This is a genomic window from Silicimonas lutimaris, assembly GCF_047314965.1.
GTDB lineage: Bacteria > Pseudomonadota > Alphaproteobacteria > Rhodobacterales > Rhodobacteraceae > JAVJUV01.
Genome location: NZ_JBLBVK010000039.1, coordinates 96771 through 113819, shown reverse-complemented (window position 1 = coordinate 113819; position 17049 = coordinate 96771). Strand labels below are relative to the sequence as shown.

The following is a 17049-nucleotide window of genomic DNA, read 5'->3' as shown; positions in this document are numbered from 1 at the left end:
TTGTCGTGAATGGATTTAGCGATCTCATCATCGATGTATTCGGTTCGACCATAGGTCGACATGCGAGATCCGCGATTGGAGTGCCGGGATTGCCGCTTGGCTTTGCCATGGAGATTGAGGGAGAGGTATTGATCTCACCTTGATACGTCAAACGGCAGTTCCGTCCCGCCTTCCGGACACCCAGAGTTTCTGGCCTCAGTGCTCGGCCGGAGGTCCGGGTGGTGCCTGTCGCGCGGAATCAAGGCGCGCCTTTGCGCGCCGCCACGCAGCGATCAGGAGGATCAGCGGACCGAACAGTAGACGGTTCGCCCGACGAATACCGCCCCCCGGGCGGACGCTTTTCGACGGTGCAGACCGTACAACCGCTGGAGGCACGTGAGACCATAAAGCGACGACCGAGACTGTTTCAGGTCCCTCCGCGGTCGGACGCCGCGCGGCACATCAAGGCCCCTCTCGTCACCCCTTACCCGTTCTCCCTGAGCACCGATCCGGCAAGGTAGAGCGAGCCGCAAATCAGCACCCGCGCTGTCGGGTCCCGGCCTACGATATCGGCCAGCGCCTCTCCGACCGACGTGGCGACGATCGCGGGGAGGCCGACGCTTTCGGCGGCGGCGGCGGTGTCTTCGGCGGGGAGCGTGGCGGTCTCGCCGGGGATGGCGACCGCGTGGAGGCTGTCGGCCTGGGCTGCAAGGGGGCGCAGGTAACCGGCGACATCCTTGGTCGAGAGCATGCCGCAGATCATGTAGGTCGGGCGCCGGGGCATTTCGGCGAGCGTGGCAGCCAGCGCCTCGCCCGCGGCCGGGTTGTGGCCGCCGTCGAGCCAGAGCTCGGCCCAGGGCGCGGCCTCGACCAGCGGGCCGTGGTGGAGTCGCTGCATGCGGGCGGGCCAGTAGGCGTTCGTGACGGCGCCTTCGCAGGCGGCTTCGCCGAAGCCGAGGTGGCGGAGCGCCGCGATGGCCATGCCCGCGTTACCGATCTGGTGCGGACCGCGCAGGTTCGGCAGCGGCAGGTCGAGAAGGCCGGTCTCGTCCTGGTAGATCAGCCGCCCGCGTTCCTCCCAGGCGTGCCAGTGCTGGCCATGGGTGAGGCAGGGCGCGCTGTATTTGGCCGCTTCGGCCTCGATCACCTCGAGGCTTTCCTCGTGCTGGGGACCGATCACCACGGGCACGCCGCGCTTGATGATCCCGGCCTTCTGGTAGGCGATTTCGCCTAATGTTTCGCCGAGGAACTGCTGGTGATCGAGGTCCACGGTGGTGATGATCGTCAGCCGGGGATGATCCACGACATTGGTGGCGTCGTGGCGCCCGCCGAGCCCGACTTCGAGCAAGGTCCAGTCGGCCGTCTCGCGGACGAAGGCGAGGAAGGCGGCGACCGTGGTGATCTCGAAATAGGTGATCTGGTGGCCGCCATTGGCCTGATAGACCTCGTCCAGGATGGCGGTCAGCTTTTCTTCGGAGATGATTTCGCCGGCGACGCGGATGCGCTCGTGAAACCAGGCCAGATGGGGCGACGTATAGGCATGAACCGTCTGACCCGCGGCTTCCAGCCCGGCGCGGATCATGGCCTGGGTCGAGCCCTTTCCATTGGTCCCTGCGACATGGATCACAGGGGGCAGGTGTTCGTGAGGCTTGCCAACCGCGTCGAGGCAGCGGCCCATGCGGTCAAGCGTCAGGTCGATAACCTTCGGATGCAGCGCCATCATGCGCTGAAGAATTGCGTCGGAGGAGGACGGCTTGGTCATCGGCGTGCATCCCGGCGGCAAGTGAGGTTGGACGGATCAGCCGGCCTTGGCCTTGGCGTCCTTTGTAGCGGGAAGGGAAGGCTCTTCGGACCGGATCGGCGCCGGAAGATCGCCGGCAATTGCAGGGGGCAGGCCCATGAGCATGCGGGTGATCGTCACCAGCTCGGACTTCATGTCGCGGCGGTGCGTCACGCGGTCCAGCATGCCGTGGTCCAGCAGATATTCGGCGCGCTGGAAGCCTTCCGGCAGTTTTTCGCGGATGGTTTGCTCGATCACGCGGGGGCCGGCAAAACAGATCAGCGCGTTCGGCTCGGCGATGTGCACGTCACCCAGCATCGCGTAGGAGGCGGTGACCCCTCCGGTCGTCGGATGCGTGAGAACGACGATATAGGGAAGTCCCGCTTCCTTGACCATTTCCACGGCGACGGTGGAGCGGGGCATCTGCATCAGCGACAGGATGCCTTCCTGCATGCGCGCGCCCCCGGCGGCGGAAAACAGGATCAGCGGGCGCTTGAGCGTGACCGCGCGTTCGGCGGCCGCAATTATGGCGTTGCCCACATACATCCCCATGGAGCCGCCCATGAAGCTGAAGTCCTGCGCCGCCGCGATGATCGGAGTGCGGCCGATTTCGCCTTCGGCAACCAGCATGGCTTCCTTTTCGCCGGTCTGTTTCTGGGCGGCCTTCAGGCGTTCAGGGTATTTCTTCTGATCGCGGAAATGCAGAGGGTCAGCCGTGGGTTGCGGCACGTCGATCTCGGTGAAAACGCTCTGATCGAAGAGCGCGGCGAACCTCTCCCGCGGGGTGATCGCCATGTGATGGTCGCAGTTCGGGCAGACGTTCAGGTTCTCGGCCAGTTCGCGGTGGAACAGCATGGTGCCGCATTCGGGGCACTTGCTCCACAGGTTCTCCGGCACTTCCCGGCGCGAGAAGAGCGAGTTGATCTTTGGCCTGACGTAGTTCGAAATCCAGTTCATCGATGTGACCTGTTCCCCTGTCTCAGGCCCCAGTTAAGGCGGTGCGACGGGAAATGCAATCAGACGCGCAGGGCGCGGCGGATCAGGAACCAGCTGGCCAGCAGCACCAGAACCTCGAGCGTGGCGAGCGGGGAGGCGAATGTCTCGGGGCCGAATTCCTCGGCCGTGCGCCAGAGCGCGAGGCCGGTGATCGAGCCTGAAGGCGCCACGAAAAGGATGGCGAGCGCGTTGTTGGCAAAGTGAAACCCCCAGGCTGCGCCGATGCTGCCGGTGCGTATGGTCAGGTCGGCGGCCAGGACGCCGAACAGCGCCGCGATCAGAACGTAGGTCATCGCCGCGAGGGTGGGAAAGACCGGAACGAAATGCGCGAAGCCGAACATGACGGAGGGAACGGCGATGGCGACCGCCAAGCTGCGGAACCGCGCGGCGAACTGGCTTTGCAGGTAGCCGCGGAACAGGATCTCCTCGCTTCCGGTCTGGAAGATCAGCGCGAGGACGCCAAGCGGGAGCCACGCCAGCCACGTGTGCAGCGGCTGGTTGGGGATCGGCAATTCCGAAAGCGGCAGGGAGACGAGGCTGAGCGCACCGAGGAATCCGAAGGTGACTGCGGCGGCGATGAACCCCTGGCGCAGGGTTCTCGCGCCCGGTCCGATGAGCGAGCGCGGCGAGCGGCGTTGCCAGACCGCCGCGGCGGCACAGGTGCCGAGCCCCAGTCCCGCCACGATCATCAGGAACAGCACGGCCTGGCCGGGGTGGTCCGCGCCAAGCGTGATCAACTCGGCGCCCGCATCGACGAATTGCGCCCCGGTCGTCAGGGCTCGGAACGCGATCAGGGCGGCGAACCAGAGCACCAGAACCGAAAACACCGTCCCGAGCCCGAGAAGCAACCGCCAGAGAGCCGGGCGCTGCCGAGCGTCCTCGATCATCGGGGTGTAGCGGGAAAGGTTCATCGTCGCGAGGCTATGGCAGTGTCGGGTAGGGTCAATCGGTTTTTCATGCGGGACGCGCGATTTCACCAGCGAAATTCCGCGTCTCGCGCTTGCCCAGCGGGCTTGCAGGGTCTAAGCCTCGTCGGCGCGATACACGCGGGAGGGAGCCCATGCTGAAGAAGAAGTTCGACAAATCCAAACTGCCCAGCCGTCACGTCACGGAAGGTCCGGCGCGGGCGCCGCACCGGTCGTATTACTACGCGATGGGGATCAGCGAGGAAGAGATCGCGCAGCCCTTCATAGGTGTCGCCACCTGCTGGAACGAGGCCGCGCCCTGCAACATCGCGCTGAACCGGCAGGCTCAGGCGGTGAAGCTGGGCGTAAAGGAAGGTTTCGGCACGCCACGTGAATTCACTACGATCACCGTGACCGACGGTATCGCGATGGGGCACGAGGGCATGCGCTCGTCGCTGGCGTCGCGCGAGGCGATTGCCGATACCGTCGAGCTGACGATGCGCGGGCACTGCTATGACGCGATCGTGGGGCTGGCTGGCTGTGACAAGTCGCTGCCGGGGATGATGATGGCGATGGTGCGCCTGAACGTGCCGTCGGTGTTCATCTACGGCGGGTCGATCATGCCGGGCCGGTACAAGGGCCAAGACGTCACCGTGCAGGACGTTTTCGAGGCCGTGGGCCGTCACCAGGCGGGCCAGAACTCGGACGAGGAACTGCGCGCGCTGGAAAAGGTCGCCTGCCCTTCGGCTGGCGCATGCGGCGGCCAGTTCACCGCGAACACGATGGCCTGCGTCTCCGAGGCTATCGGCCTTGCACTTCTGAATTCGTCCGGCGCGCCCGCTCCTTACGAGAGCCGTGACGCCTATGCGACGGCCTCCGGCCTGGCCGTGATGAACCTTCTGGAGAAGAACATCCGTGCCCGTGACGTCGTGACCCGCAAGTCGCTTGAAAACGCCGCGCGCGTCGTGGCCTGCACCGGCGGTTCGACCAATGCGGGCCTGCACTTACCCGCGATCGCGCATGAGGCCGGGATCGATTTCGACCTGTTCGATGTCTGCGACATCTTCCGCGACACGCCGTATTTCGTCGACCTGAAGCCGGGCGGCAAATACGTGGCCAAGGACCTTTACGAGGTGGGCGGCGTGCCGGTCGTCATGAAGGAACTTCGCAAGGCCGGCCTGCTTCACGAGGACTGCATGACCGCGAGTGGCGAGACCATCGGCGAGGCCTTGGACAAGATAGAGGGCGTGGCCGATGGCCGCGTAATCTATCCGATCGAGACGCCGATCACGAAGACCGGCGGCGTCGTTGGGCTGAAGGGCAATCTGGCGCCCGAAGGAGCGATCGTGAAGGTCGCGGGGATGAGCGAAGCCGAGCAGGTATTCACCGGCCCGGCGCGCGTGTTCGAGTGCGAGGAGGACGCCTTCGAAGCCGTGAAAGCGCGGACCTACAAGGAAGGCGAGGTTCTGGTCATCCGCAACGAGGGACCGAGGAGCGGCCCCGGCATGCGCGAAATGCTGGCGACGACGGCGGCGCTGTCGGGCCAGGGCATGGGCAAGAAGGTGGCGCTGATCACCGATGGCCGGTTCTCGGGCGCGACGCGGGGCTTTTGCGTTGGCCATGTCGGACCGGAATCGGCGATGGGCGGTCCCATTGGCAAACTGCGCGATGGCGACATGATCACGATCGACGCGATCAAGGGTGAGATCAGCGTCGACCTGACCGACGAGGAACTGAAGGCGCGCGAATACATCCCGCGCGAGACGATCTATTCCTCGGGCGCTCTCTGGAAATATGCGCAGCTTGTCGGCTCGACCCGTCTGGGCGCCGTCACGCATCCCGGCGCGCGAGAAGAAAAGCATGTCTACGCCGATCTCTAAGCTTTTTCTGCTGGCGGCCGTCTTCGGACTGGCCGCCTGCGACGGTGGTTTAAGCGGTTTCGAGGGGTTCAATGTAACCCGCTCGGCACCGGAGCGTATCGAGTTGCCCGATGGCCTTGTCGTCTCCGGCACCCGTGGATGGTGCGTGGACACAAGAACCACCCGCACGGATGGCGAAACGTCTGTTGTGGTGCTGGGAAGTTGCGCGGCCATCGCACAGAACGCCTTTGCGCCGCGTCCCGAGGTTCCCGGCGTGGTGACCGTTTCGGTTGAAAACCGGGGCGGAGATCTGCCGCCTGCCGAGGTTCTGCAGGAGTTCCTGACTTCCGAGAGCGGCAAGGCAGCGCTTGCGCGCGACGGCAGCGCCGGTTCGGTGCAGATTCTCGAGGCGCGGCGGGGCGATGACCTGTTGCTCCTGCACCTCGAAGACCGCAGCATTCGCCCGGTCCCGGGTGTCTCGCAAGATTACTGGCGGGCAATTTTCGGCCTTGGAGGCCGCTTCGTGACGGTTTCTCTCGTTGAACTTGACGGGCGGCCAATCGAGGTGCCCGAGGGATTTCAGACTCTTACAGCCCAGGTGGAGCGCATCCGCACGACCAACACGCGCTGATCCGGCATTTATCCACAAAAAGTTAACGCCTTCTGTTATCGGTGCTGTTGCCACGATTTAGTGGTGCGCGTTAAGTTGACCACAGGATCGTGTGGCTTCTGGATGGCTATGGCATTTATCGATAGGATTCTGGAACAGGGGATCATGCGGCGGTGGAGCCGCGTGGCCCTTGAGGCCGAGCATATCGATCCGGCCTTGCTTCGAAGCCTCGGCAAGCGGGCAAGGCATCTTTCCCTGCAGCTCCAGCGCGTGACGCACACGGCTGAACTGCGGCTTTTGCCCAAGGCGGCTCTGCCTCGTCCTTTGCATGCGGACTGGGCCTGGAGGCCGGAGCTTTGGTCGGCTCCCGTCACGCCGGCCGGACTGGTGTCGCCGGAGAACGGTGCCGGCTTCGGTGGCGAGGCGAAGTTCTTTCACGACTGTCCGCGGGGTGAATATCTTGTCCGTCAGTCCCGGGTTACCGGCGGTGTCCCGGCCTTTGCCACGGATATCGAGGTTTTCCATTTCGATGGGGCTTTCCTGAGCGTGGCCATCGACTTGCCCGAGGCGGCGGTGCGGGGCATGTCGCGCGCGCATATCCTGCGGATTGGTCTGGATCTGACAATGGACCATCCGGTGTCCTGTTTCGGCCGTCTGAACGTCCGCCACGGACCCAACGTGGCGCAGGTTGTTGCGGCCTTCGGCGAGGCGGATCATGTCGATCTCGATCTTGCGACGGCGGAATTGGATGAGGAACGGGTCTCGGCGGCATGGATCGACCTGATCTTCGAGCGGCCGGCCATGAACCGCTTCCGGATTTCGGATTTGACGATGTCGCGCCGACCGCGCGCCGAGTTCTAGGGGAGATCGCCGTGTCCGGAGCGACCTTGACACGCATGAGACTGGTCAACGGGGTCTGGGAAGGACTTTTGTCGGGGCGTGAGCCGCATCCGCCGAAGCTGCGTATCCGGCACAGGGACGATCTGGTGGGCGAGCCCGAGACCTCTCCGGCGCAAGACCGCGACGGCTGGACGGTCAGGTTCCATTTGCCGCTTGACCGGTTGTCGGACGGTGTACAGACCTTCGTCATCGAGGACGCCCGGACGGGCGAGGCGCTGGCGCACGAGACGGTCATCGCGGGTGACGAGGTTTCGGGCGATCTGCGGGCCGAACTGGCGCTTTTGAAGGCCGAACTGGATCTGCTGAAGCGTGCCTTTCGGCGGCATTGCAGCGAGACGACCTGAGACCGCGATCAGTTCCGGAGCCGCACCGGTTTTCCGAATGGCGAGAATTCCCGGGACAAAATCTTGACCGTCTGCAGCGCGGCGCGAAACATCACCTGCTCGGAAAGCAGATAGGCGTAATTTTCGATCAGCTTTTTCTCGTGCCTGGTCCAGTGATGCTCGGACGGAGTCATGGCCGCGAGGACACCGATGATCGCTCCGTCCGGGCCGTGTACTGGCGCGGCAAGGAAGCCGATCGCGCCAAGTTTCCGGCGCTCGAACACCTGTGCCGTTTCGGTGCGGGCAGAAAGATTGCCGATGCCGATCGCGCAGGCCTCTCGCCTGACGAGGTCACAGGCAGAGCGCTCGGCCTGTACGCCAATGGGACCTGGACGGACGTCTGCGCCGCCGATGATCGACTTGATCACCATGGATGCGGCATTGTCATCGAAGACCAGGAAGGCGACGACAGGCGCATCGATCGCCTCGGCGCACAGATCGACGATCGTATCCAGTGGCTTAAGAGGCGTGGTGTCGAAGAGACCAAGTTCCTCGAGGCCGAATGATCCCCTTGAAGGTGGCGACTCTACACCCAAGCCGCATCTCCTATGTCAGCGGGCAAAAAATGGAGCCCTGTCATGAAATGCAGCGATGGTAGCGCCTTCGTTGCCCTGCGAAAAGCGGAAAAAAATGAGATGATGTCGCTCAAAAGCGAAGAAGATGCGGTTCGCTGGCACGATCCGTCTGCTGTTCGGGTGCAATCAACCCGCCTTCGGGAACGATCCGACCGGGGTCGTAAGGCCGCCGTTCAGGCGTCGGCGGCGTAAACGTAGCGCTTGTCGCAATAGCCGCATTCGACCCAGCCTTTTTCGGGATCGATCGAAAGCCACACGCGGGGATGCCCGAGGGCGCCTTCACCGCCGTCGCAGGCGATACGGTGAGCGGTGACCGTTTCGGTTTCCGGCGGAGGATGAGCCGTGGTCTTTTCGTTCGTTTTGGTCGACATCCTGCAGCTCCATCAAAAACTCGAGGCTCGTCTGTTCTAAGTCGCGCAGGAAAAGGCGGCAAGAGGTGGAAAGCGAAAGTTTAGCGAGGCTCTTCAGCGCTCAGTCGCGACGCATGAGCATCGGTCCAAGCTTTCGTCCGGCAAGGATGTGCATGTGGAAATGTGGCACGTCCTGCACGCCGTCGATCCCGGAATTCGCGATCAGCCGGTATCCGTTTCCAATGTCGGCCGCCACCCCGAGTTCGCGGGTGATTTCGCCCAGCGTGCGCCAGAAATCCGCGATCTCGGCATCGCTGGCTTCGGTGGCGAAGTGATCGGCTGTCACGTAGGTACCCTTGGGAATGACGAGAATGTGCTCTGGGGCCTGTGGCGCGATATCCCTGAAGGCGAGGGTATGCTCGGTTTCGCGAACGGTAGTATTCGGGATCTCACCGCGCAGGATCTTCGCGAAAATATTCTGGTCGTCGTAGGTATATGCCATGAGGGTCCTCAGTCGTCGAAGAGGTAGTTGGTGGAAGCGATTTCCAGCGCTTTATCCTGATCGATGCGCAGAAATCCAGAGAGTGCGACCGCGTTTTCTTCGGGCGTGTTCCTTTCGCGGAGGCGATAGAACTCGGGGAAGTTCTGATCCCGGATGCGTTCGCTTTCCCGGTAGACATCATTCCGGATCGCCGGAAGCAGGCGGCGGAAGGTGTCTTCGGTGCTGTTGGGCCCGGCAAGGCCCACGCGCATGGCGTGGCCTTCGAGATAGGCGTCGCTGTACTGGCATTCGATTTCCAGCAGGCGGGTTTCGTTCCGGTCCGCGTAGAAGTCCTCGAACAGGTCGAAGTTGGACGGATCGAGGCAGATGATGATGCGGTCGGTTTCGTAATAGTCGAACAGCATCCGCATCAGCGCGCGGCGGTGGCGCGTGCGCTTTTCCAGCGAGGCCTGGATTCCACCGAGATCGGGCAGGGCGGTTGCCTCTTCGTCGAACAGATACTCGATGGCGTGAATATTGGACTTGTGACCGATACGCTCCAGAAGGCGCTTGGCCACGTGCCATTTCTTACAGGTGACAACGAGGAGGGTGCGTTCGCGCCCGACGGTCGATTCCGCCTCCCAGAAGCGCGGCGCGAAGCGCTCGCCCGAGCGACCGCGGCGGGTTAGAAAGGAATAGAGTTTCTGGCCTTCGTTGGAGATACGGAACTCGACACCGGTTGCATTGTAGAGCGATCCGAGCCGGCTTTTCAGGTCGTCCGCTTCGAGGCTGATCTTTCGAGCGAAAAGGTAGTCCTGGGAAATCAGCATGTCGTAGTGATCGTTGTAGAACGTCACCGGCATCCCGTAGTCGGAGAACATCAGGAAAGTCAGCGAGCGGTTCTCGATCTCGGCATCCGGGACAAGGTGCCTGACGAGCGTCTGGAAGAAGGTCTCATCGGGGATCCAGGTTGTCCTGAAGAAGCGCGCGACATCCGGTCGGGAGCCCATGAAATCGAGTATCGCCTCGATGGTCCGCCGCCTGAGGCACCACCACTGGCTGCCGATCATCATCTTCAGATCCCTGGGGATGATGCGCTTCAAGCCAAGACGTCTTTGCAGGTTGAAGGACGCGTAGAAGCGGCGCGCCTGCGTGCGTTCGTTGAACCAGTGGCGGTAGATCAGCCGTTCCTCACGGAAGCCCGTCTTGATCCAGCCGGACCGGAAGAAATCGAAGCTTTCGATGTAGTCTTTGTCGCTGGCGTTTAGGACGTCGTGAACGTACTCGGCCGTCTTGATCGGCATGCAGTCGCCGGACAGCAGGTAGAAATGCGTCGCGCGCGGAAAGGCACTGGCAGCGGCGCGGACGGCCGAGAGGGTTGCGTCCACAAGGCTCCACTCGCCCCAACCGCATCGCTTTCGCGGGGCCAGGACCACCCGGGGGTTCGATGCAAGGGCCGACCTCAGTGTTTCGAAATCGCCGCGCGAGGCGTTTGCGTCGAGGTGTATGGAAATCGAGTCGCCCGCAGCCGTCAGGCTTTGAGCCTTGGCCACGACCGCGTCCACGTCCTTGTGGCACAGCAGAATATAGGCGATCTCGGCCACCTGCCCCCCGGTCGTTTTTGCCGCTTGCCTTCGGTTGCCACGTTCTAGCGCAATTCGACGGATTGAAGGAACCTTGGAATTTTGCTTTTTTCCCCCGAGGCATCGTCAGTATCGCGGCGATTGCAGAGGTGGAGACTTCGGCTGGATGGGCTTTCCCGGTACATGGATGACGATCAGCGAGAGCATGGTCTATCGCGTGGTGCCGAAATGCGCTTGCTCGACCATTGGCCAGATCATGTTCTACTCGGATCACGGCGTTTTCTTCGACGGCGATATCCATGATGCGCGGGAAGGGCTTCACAAATGGGCGCAGGAAGACAGCCAGCCCGTGATCGAGGCGAATGTGCTGGGCCACAAAAGCTATTCCTTCACCTGCGTGCGCAATCCGTACACGCGTATTCTGTCGTCGTTCTTCGACAAGATTTGCGGCATTCAGCGGAACGGGCAGCGGTATCGCGGCAACCTGATTCCGCAGCTGGCGCAGAATTACGGGATCGAGGTTGACGGTGACTTCGACCAGATCGCGATGTTCCGGCGCTTTCTGCTGTTCGCGCGGGATACCATCCGGTTCCGCAAGCCCATGGATCCGGACATTCACTGGTCGTCGATGTCGGGGCATATCTCGACCTTCATTGCGAATGGCGGGCGGTATGACCGGATATTCTGGACCGAGGCCTTCAACGAGGGGATGCAGGACGTGCTCGATCATGTCGACCTGCGCCATCCGGTCGATCTGGGCGCCATACCGCGATTCAACGAAAGCGAGGGGCACGCGCCAAAGCGGGCCTATCCGATCGAGGATTTCTTCGACGACCTGTCGATGCATCTGGTCTACGAGATCTACAAGCGGGACTTCGAATTGTTCCGATACGATTTCGAGAACCCGGGCAATTCGCGTCCGACGGGTGATATCGATCTCGAGGAAGTGCACCGGAAGCTGGCTGGATAACTTGCGGTTGCGCTGCCGAATCGTGGTGCAAAGCCGCAGCGCAGCATGGCCTTCGGTGGCGGAAACGCGGATGCCGAGATGATCAAACGCAACATTTAGCGTCAAGATTCAGCACATTAGTCGCCTGATTCCGCAATTTTCTAAGTCAAGAGATGTTCCGTCGCAGAGTATTTCAGCCTATAGTCTGGCTTGATAAAGATCGCCCGAATGGCGGCTGCCCGAAATGCATTTCCCTGGGGGGACACATGATCAGATCCGAGCTGGTTCAAAAGATCTCTGACGAAAACCCGCACCTGTACCAGCGTGACGTCGAACGTATTGTGTCCACCATATTCGACGAGATCATTGAAGCCATGGCGCGCGGTGACCGTGTGGAGCTTCGCGGCTTCGGGGCGTTTTCCGTGAAGAAGCGCGATGCGCGCGTCGGGCGCAATCCGCGGACCGGGGAAAGCGTCGAGGTCGATGAGAAGGCCGTTCCCTTCTTCAAGACCGGCAAGCTGCTCAGGGACCGGCTGAACGGTAAAGAGGGCTGATCGTTCATGCGATATTTCCGGTATTCAGTTCTGGGCGTGATCGCGATCGTCCTGATTACCGTTGCCGTCGCCAATCGCGGCCCGCTGACTGTCCGGTTGCTGCCCGAAGAGCTTGAAGGGCTGTTCGGACTGTCGTGGCAAGTGACGTTTCCTGCTTTCCTTGTCCTGCTGGCGGCTGTTCTGGTCGGCGTTCTGCTTGGTTTTGTCTGGGAGTGGATCCGCGAGCACCGCTATCGGGCGGAGGCCGTGTATGAGCGCAAGGAGCGCGAGCGGTTGGAGCGCGAGGTCAAGAAGACCGCCCCTCCGCGCCAGGAAAAGGGCGACGATGTGCTTGCCCTCCTTGAGAGCCGCTGACAAGGGCGTTACATCCGCCCCATGAGTTCGGGAACACGCGTCAAGATTTGCGGGCTTTCAGCCCCCGAAAGCGTCGCCGCAGCTGTCGATTGCGGTGCGGCCTATGTTGGATTTGTCTTTTTCGCCAAATCGCCCCGGAACGTGAGCATCGAACAGGCGCGTAACCTTGCGGTCGAAGTGCCGCCCGGAGTGGCCAAGGTCGGGCTAGTGGTGGATGCGGACGATGCGTTCCTGGATGACATCCTGGCGCGCGTGCCTCTGGATATGATCCAGTTGCACGGCAGCGAATCGCCCGAGCGCGTCGCCGAGGTGCGGAGGCGCATTGGCCTTCCGGTCATGAAGGCTGTCGGGATTGCCGACGAAGACGACATCGCCAAGATCGATCTCTACTCGCCCGTGGCGGATCAGTTGCTGATCGACGCCAAGCCGCCGCGACACGCGGTCCTGCCTGGTGGAAACGGGTTGTCATTCGACTGGCGCCTGATCGCCAATCGGCGCTGGTCGGTGCCCTGGATGCTGGCCGGCGGGCTGACGGCGGAGAATGTGGGCGAGGCCATCGCTCTGACCGGGGCGCGGCAGGTGGATGTGTCGTCGGGTGTGGAATCCGCTCCGGGCGTCAAGGACGCCGGGATGATCTGCGCCTTTCTGCAAAATGCGATGGCCCTCGCGCGCTAGGCGCGTCACCGGCGGCCAAAGAGCTCGTTCAGCACGTTCAGGATCACTCGGTCTACGGCGCTTTCACCTGACCTGCTGCGCTGGTTGCGCTGGCTGCGCTCGGTCGAGACCTGCCGCGGCGGCTCGGGGGCGATCATTGGCAGGGGGCGGACCGGCAGGCCTTCGTGGACCCTTACCATCGTCTCTTTCCAGATCTCCGCGGGCAGTCCGCCCCCGGTGACGCCGGTCAGCGGCGTGTTGTCGTCGTAGCCCATCCAGACGCCGGTCACGTAATCGGCGGTGAAGCCGATGAACCAGGCGTCACGGGCGGCCTGGGTCGTGCCTGACTTGCCTGCGGCGGGTCGGCCCGGAAGCTGGGCGCGGGTTCCGGTACCGCGTTCAATCACCTGGCTCATCATGTAGACGAGTTGCTGTGCGGCTTGAGGCGAGATGACCCGCTCTCCGATGCCGCCCTCCTGCGTGAGAAGAGGGTCGCTGTCGCCCTTGAGCGTCAGTTCGACCAACCCGTAAGGCTCGACCGAGGAGCCGCCGTTCAGTATCCCGGCATAGGCGCCAGTCATTTCGAGCAGGGTGGATTCGGATGTTCCGAGGGCAAGGGCAGGGCCGACGGCCATGTCGCTTTCGATCCCGAAATCCGTGGCGATGTTGACCACGGCCTCCCGGCCTACGCGCTCGAAGACCTTGACGGCCGGAATGTTCAGTGAGCGGGCGAGGGCGTCGGTCAGCGTCACGCGTCCGGCAAAGGTGTTGTCGTAGTTCGACGGGCACCACCGGCCCGAGCCGGGAACGTCGAGACAGTAGGGTTCGTCGATGACGGTGTCATTCGGCGAATATCCGAGGTCCAAGGCAGCGCCATAGACGAAGGGCTTGAACGATGAGCCTGTCTGGCGTTTGGCCTGGATGGCGCGGTTGAACTGTCCGGCCACGCCGCGGAACTTGCGCCCGCCCACCATGGCGCGGACGGCGCCGTCGGCGCTCATGATGACGATCGCCGCCTGCGCCTCGGAGCCCTCACGCACCTTGTTCTCGAAGACCCATTGCAGGGCGTCTTCGGCCGATTGCTGGATTTTCTGATCGAGAGTGGTGCGAATGATCACGTCTTCGGTGGTCTCGTCGGTCAGGAAGGAGGGGCCCGCATCCATAACCCAATCGGCGAAATAGCCGCCGGCCCTCGCTTCGGCTGCCGCGGAGAGGCGCGCCGGGTTCTGCCGGGCATCCGCGGCCTGCGCGGCCGTCAGATAGCCCTGTTCCTCCATCAATCCGACGATCAGGTTGGCGCGGTCCTGACTGCGTTGCAGGTTGGCCGTAGGAGCATAGCGTGTCGGCGCGACGAGGAGACCGGCGAGCATGGCGGCCTCTGCCGGCAGAAGCTCGTTGGCCGAGCGCCCGAAATAGCGCTGGGCGGCGGCCTCGAAGCCACGCGCGCCCGCGCCGAGGTAGGCCCGGTTGAGATAGATGGTGAGGATATCGTCCTTGGAATAGCGCAGTTCCATTGCCATCGCGTAGACGGCTTCCTTGAGTTTGCGCGTCAGCGTGCTGCGCCGGCAGTCGGCCTCGAACTCGGCTTCGCTCATGCCCGAGGCGGGGTCGTACTCGGTTCCGAGGCAAAGAAGCTTGGCGGTCTGCTGGGTGATGGTCGAGCCGCCGTGGCCCGAGAGCGGACCGCGTCCTTCGCTGAGGTTGATCCGCACGGCACTGGCGATGCCGCGCGGAGAAAGTCCGAAATGCCCGTAGAATCGCTTGTCCTCGGTGGCGACGACAGCGTTCTTGAGGTGAGGTGAGACGGTGTCGGCGGTGATCTGGCCGCCGAACTGTTCTCCGCGCCATGCGAAGACCTGTCCGTCGCGGTCCAGCAACGTGACCGAGCCCCGGGCGCGGGCATCCAGAAGATTGCCGACCGGCGGCAGCGTCGCGGCGTAGAACAGAACCGCGCCCGCAACCGCAAGCGCAACCAGCGCCGTGACCCGCCAGCCTATGCCCCAGAACAACCTGAAGACGCCGGAGACCAGCCAGACAAGAGGGTTCCGCGAACGCCGACGCGCCGGAGCAGCCTTGCGCCGGCTGCCGGTGGTTTTCCGTGTCGCCGAAGTCTTCTTCGATTTCGACGGCCGCTTGTCGGCCACAAGCGGCGGCCGCCTGCTGTTCGAGCCGCTCATACTACCTACTCATGTTCCTGCCCTCCGGAACCATACGACGTTCAGTGGAGGATGTGGAGTAACTTTGGATCAGGTCTGTATCTCTGACCTTTCGCTAAGTGATTAAAAAGTGTGCATTAACATATTTTTGTGCAAAAAATGTGCAAACTTCCGGGAATCTGCCCTGTTTTAACCCCTCTCAATTCTTGTCCATCTCCGACTCTCCCGCTCTTTTCCACCCCGTGAAGCACGGCGTGACGGGACGCCGTGAAAGCGGAAGGGGAGCTATGAAACTCATCATCGCAGCGATCAAGCCGTTCAAGCTCGAAGAGGTGCGCGAAGCGCTGACCTCTATCGGAGTGCGCGGCATGATGGTCACCGAAATCAAGGGCTTCGGCTCGCAGTCGGGACATACGGAAATCTACCGCGGCGCGGAATACGCCGTGAACTTCGTGCCAAAGGTGAAGCTGGAAATCGTCGTCGCAGACTCGATGGCCGACCAGGTGGTCGAGACCATCGCAAGCACAGCCAAGACCGACAAGATCGGTGACGGCAAGATTTTCGTTCTCGATGTCGAAAACGCGCTGCGCGTGCGTACCGGCGAAACCAATGACGACGCGATCTGACGTGCCACAAGGGGACACAAGACAGATGAAATTCATGAAGACACTTTCGGTCGCCGGTGCCCTGACGGCACTTCCGACCTTCGTACTGGCGCAGGACGCCGCTCCGGGTTTCGACGAAATCGGGCCCTATATCATGACCACCCTCCTGTTCCTGGTGGGCGGTTTCCTGGTGTTCTGGATGGCCGCCGGCTTTGCGATGCTCGAAGCCGGACTCGTGCGCTCCAAGAACGTCACGATGCAGCTGACCAAGAACATTGCGCTGTTCTCGATTGCGTCCGTCATGTACTGGCTGATCGGCTTCAACCTGATGTATCCGGGCGACGCCTGGTCGATCGCCGGATGGCTTGGGCCTTTCTTCTCGCCCACGTCGCTGGAGCCCGTCGGCCTCGCCGCCGCGGATGCGTCGCTTGACTATGCCTCTGTCGGCTCGGACTTCTTCTTCCAGCTGATGTTCGTCGCGGCCACCGCGTCGATCGTGTCGGGCGCCCTGGCCGAGCGCATCAAGCTGTGGCCATTCCTGATCTTCGTCGTCATTTTGACCGGTGTCATGTACCCGATCTCGGGCTCATGGCAGTGGGGTGGCGGCTGGCTGTCCGAAGCCGGTTTCTCGGATTTCGCCGGCTCGACCATCGTTCATTCGGTCGGCGGCTGGGCGGCTCTCGCGGGCGCTCTGATCCTCGGGCCGCGTATCGGCAAGTACAAGGACGGACGGGTTCACCCGATGCCGGGTTCGAACCTGGCCCTCGCAACGCTGGGTACGTTCATCCTCTGGCTGGGCTGGTTCGGCTTCAACGGTGGCTCGCAGCTGGCGGCCGGCACCGTGGGCGACATCACCGATGTCAGCCGCATCTTCGCCAACACGAACATGGCGGCAGCCTCGGGTTCGATCGCGGCGCTGATCCTGACGCAGGTCCTCTACAAGAAGGTCGACCTGACCATGGTGCTGAACGGCGCGCTGGCCGGCCTCGTGTCGATTACCGCCGAGCCGCTCGCACCGTCGCTCTTCGGCTCGCTTCTGATCGGCGGCGTCGGCGGTGTGATCGTTGTCTTCACGGTTCCGCTTCTTGACAAGCTCAAGATCGATGATGTCGTGGGCGCTATCCCGGTTCACCTCTTCGCGGGTATCTGGGGCACCATCGCGGTCGCCTTCTCGGGTAGCGCGACGCTTGGGGCGCAAATCACCGGTATCCTCGCCTATGGCATCTTCACCTTCGTGATATCGCTGGTGGTCTGGATTGTCCTGAAAGGCGTGATGGGTATCCGCGTCAGCGAGGAAGCCGAGATCAACGGTCTCGACACCTCGGAGCTGGGCATGGAGGCCTATCCGGACTTCTCGAAAGGCTGACGTCCCTTCC

The 17049-nt window shown here is 62.7% G+C and carries 18 protein-coding genes; 10 read left to right on the top strand and 8 right to left on the bottom strand.

What is annotated here, in order from left to right; translation table 11 throughout:
- Positions 1–463: 463 nt before the first annotated feature.
- Genes ACKLNI_RS05625 through ACKLNI_RS05615 form a run of 3 tightly spaced genes read right to left on the bottom strand, consistent with a single transcriptional unit; the run spans position 464 to position 3666 of the window.
- Positions 464–1741, bottom strand: a complete 1278-nt coding sequence (locus ACKLNI_RS05625; RefSeq protein WP_413718065.1) for a bifunctional folylpolyglutamate synthase/dihydrofolate synthase — start codon at positions 1739–1741, stop codon at positions 464–466.
- 36 nt (positions 1742–1777) lie between these two features.
- The gene (gene accD, locus ACKLNI_RS05620; RefSeq protein ID WP_413718064.1) at positions 1778–2716 is read right to left on the bottom strand and encodes an acetyl-CoA carboxylase, carboxyltransferase subunit beta; all 939 of its coding nucleotides are present in this window, start codon (positions 2714–2716) and stop codon (positions 1778–1780) included.
- 59 nt (positions 2717–2775) lie between these two features.
- The gene (locus ACKLNI_RS05615) at positions 2776–3666 is read right to left on the bottom strand and encodes a CPBP family intramembrane glutamic endopeptidase (protein ID WP_413718063.1); all 891 of its coding nucleotides are present in this window, start codon (positions 3664–3666) and stop codon (positions 2776–2778) included.
- A gap of 149 nt (positions 3667–3815) precedes the next feature.
- Here ACKLNI_RS05615 and ilvD point away from each other — a divergent pair, with 149 nt between their 5' ends.
- The 4 genes from ilvD to ACKLNI_RS05595 all read left to right on the top strand — a co-directional run bounded on the left by ilvD (position 3816) and on the right by ACKLNI_RS05595 (position 7373).
- Complete coding sequence (gene ilvD / locus ACKLNI_RS05610) at positions 3816–5540, top strand: dihydroxy-acid dehydratase (RefSeq protein ID WP_413718062.1); 1725 nt, start codon at positions 3816–3818, stop codon at positions 5538–5540.
- Positions 5521–6150, top strand: a complete 630-nt coding sequence (locus ACKLNI_RS05605) for a hypothetical protein (RefSeq protein ID WP_413718061.1) — start codon at positions 5521–5523, stop codon at positions 6148–6150. The genes ilvD and ACKLNI_RS05605 overlap by 20 nt, the downstream gene beginning before the upstream one ends.
- A 108-nt stretch (positions 6151–6258) precedes the next feature.
- Positions 6259–6990, top strand: a complete 732-nt coding sequence (locus ACKLNI_RS05600) for a DUF6478 family protein (RefSeq protein ID WP_413718060.1) — start codon at positions 6259–6261, stop codon at positions 6988–6990.
- An 11-nt stretch (positions 6991–7001) separates the two neighbouring features.
- On the top strand, positions 7002–7373 hold the full coding sequence (locus ACKLNI_RS05595) for a hypothetical protein (protein ID WP_413718059.1): 372 nt from the start codon (positions 7002–7004) through the stop codon (positions 7371–7373).
- Positions 7374–7381: 8 nt separating this feature from the next.
- On the opposite strand, the gene ACKLNI_RS05590 is transcribed toward ACKLNI_RS05595, so the two are convergent.
- The 4 genes from ACKLNI_RS05590 to ACKLNI_RS05575 all read right to left on the bottom strand — a co-directional run bounded on the left by ACKLNI_RS05590 (position 7382) and on the right by ACKLNI_RS05575 (position 10422).
- On the bottom strand, positions 7382–7948 hold the full coding sequence (locus tag ACKLNI_RS05590; protein WP_413718058.1) for a GAF domain-containing protein: 567 nt from the start codon (positions 7946–7948) through the stop codon (positions 7382–7384).
- Positions 7949–8160: 212 nt separating this feature from the next.
- Positions 8161–8358 carry a zinc-finger domain-containing protein gene (locus ACKLNI_RS05585; RefSeq protein WP_413718057.1) on the bottom strand — a complete coding sequence of 66 codons (198 nt, stop codon included), beginning with the start codon at positions 8356–8358 and terminating at the stop codon, positions 8161–8163.
- Positions 8359–8458: 100 nt separating this feature from the next.
- Positions 8459–8839, bottom strand: coding sequence for a histidine triad nucleotide-binding protein (locus ACKLNI_RS05580; RefSeq protein ID WP_413718056.1), 381 nt, complete (start codon positions 8837–8839; stop codon positions 8459–8461).
- An 8-nt stretch (positions 8840–8847) separates the two neighbouring features.
- Positions 8848–10422, bottom strand: coding sequence for a DUF5928 domain-containing protein (locus ACKLNI_RS05575; protein WP_413718055.1), 1575 nt, complete (start codon positions 10420–10422; stop codon positions 8848–8850).
- 145 nt (positions 10423–10567) lie between these two features.
- Between ACKLNI_RS05575 and ACKLNI_RS05570 the strand changes: the two genes are divergently transcribed.
- The 4 genes from ACKLNI_RS05570 to ACKLNI_RS05555 all read left to right on the top strand — a co-directional run bounded on the left by ACKLNI_RS05570 (position 10568) and on the right by ACKLNI_RS05555 (position 12933).
- Positions 10568–11371: a sulfotransferase family protein gene (locus tag ACKLNI_RS05570; protein ID WP_413718054.1), complete on the top strand. Its 804-nt coding sequence runs from the start codon at positions 10568–10570 to the stop codon at positions 11369–11371.
- A gap of 245 nt (positions 11372–11616) precedes the next feature.
- Positions 11617–11904: an integration host factor subunit beta gene (gene ihfB, locus ACKLNI_RS05565; RefSeq protein ID WP_413718053.1), complete on the top strand. Its 288-nt coding sequence runs from the start codon at positions 11617–11619 to the stop codon at positions 11902–11904.
- Between the two features lie 6 nt (positions 11905–11910).
- Positions 11911–12258, top strand: coding sequence for a lipopolysaccharide assembly protein LapA domain-containing protein (locus ACKLNI_RS05560; RefSeq protein WP_413718052.1), 348 nt, complete (start codon positions 11911–11913; stop codon positions 12256–12258).
- 21 nt (positions 12259–12279) lie between these two features.
- Positions 12280–12933 (top strand): phosphoribosylanthranilate isomerase, encoded by a 654-nt coding sequence (locus tag ACKLNI_RS05555; protein WP_413718051.1) that lies wholly within the window; start codon positions 12280–12282, stop codon positions 12931–12933.
- A gap of 5 nt (positions 12934–12938) precedes the next feature.
- Here ACKLNI_RS05555 and ACKLNI_RS05550 read toward each other — a convergent pair whose 3' ends face one another.
- On the bottom strand, positions 12939–15089 hold the full coding sequence (locus ACKLNI_RS05550) for a transglycosylase domain-containing protein (protein WP_413718050.1): 2151 nt from the start codon (positions 15087–15089) through the stop codon (positions 12939–12941).
- A gap of 266 nt (positions 15090–15355) precedes the next feature.
- On the opposite strand from ACKLNI_RS05550, the gene ACKLNI_RS05545 reads away from it, so the two are divergent.
- The gene (locus ACKLNI_RS05545) at positions 15356–15694 is read left to right on the top strand and encodes a P-II family nitrogen regulator (RefSeq protein WP_413718049.1); all 339 of its coding nucleotides are present in this window, start codon (positions 15356–15358) and stop codon (positions 15692–15694) included.
- A 25-nt stretch (positions 15695–15719) separates the two neighbouring features.
- Positions 15720–17039 carry an ammonium transporter gene (locus ACKLNI_RS05540; RefSeq protein ID WP_413718070.1) on the top strand — a complete coding sequence of 440 codons (1320 nt, stop codon included), beginning with the start codon at positions 15720–15722 and terminating at the stop codon, positions 17037–17039.
- Positions 17040–17049 lie beyond the last annotated feature (10 nt).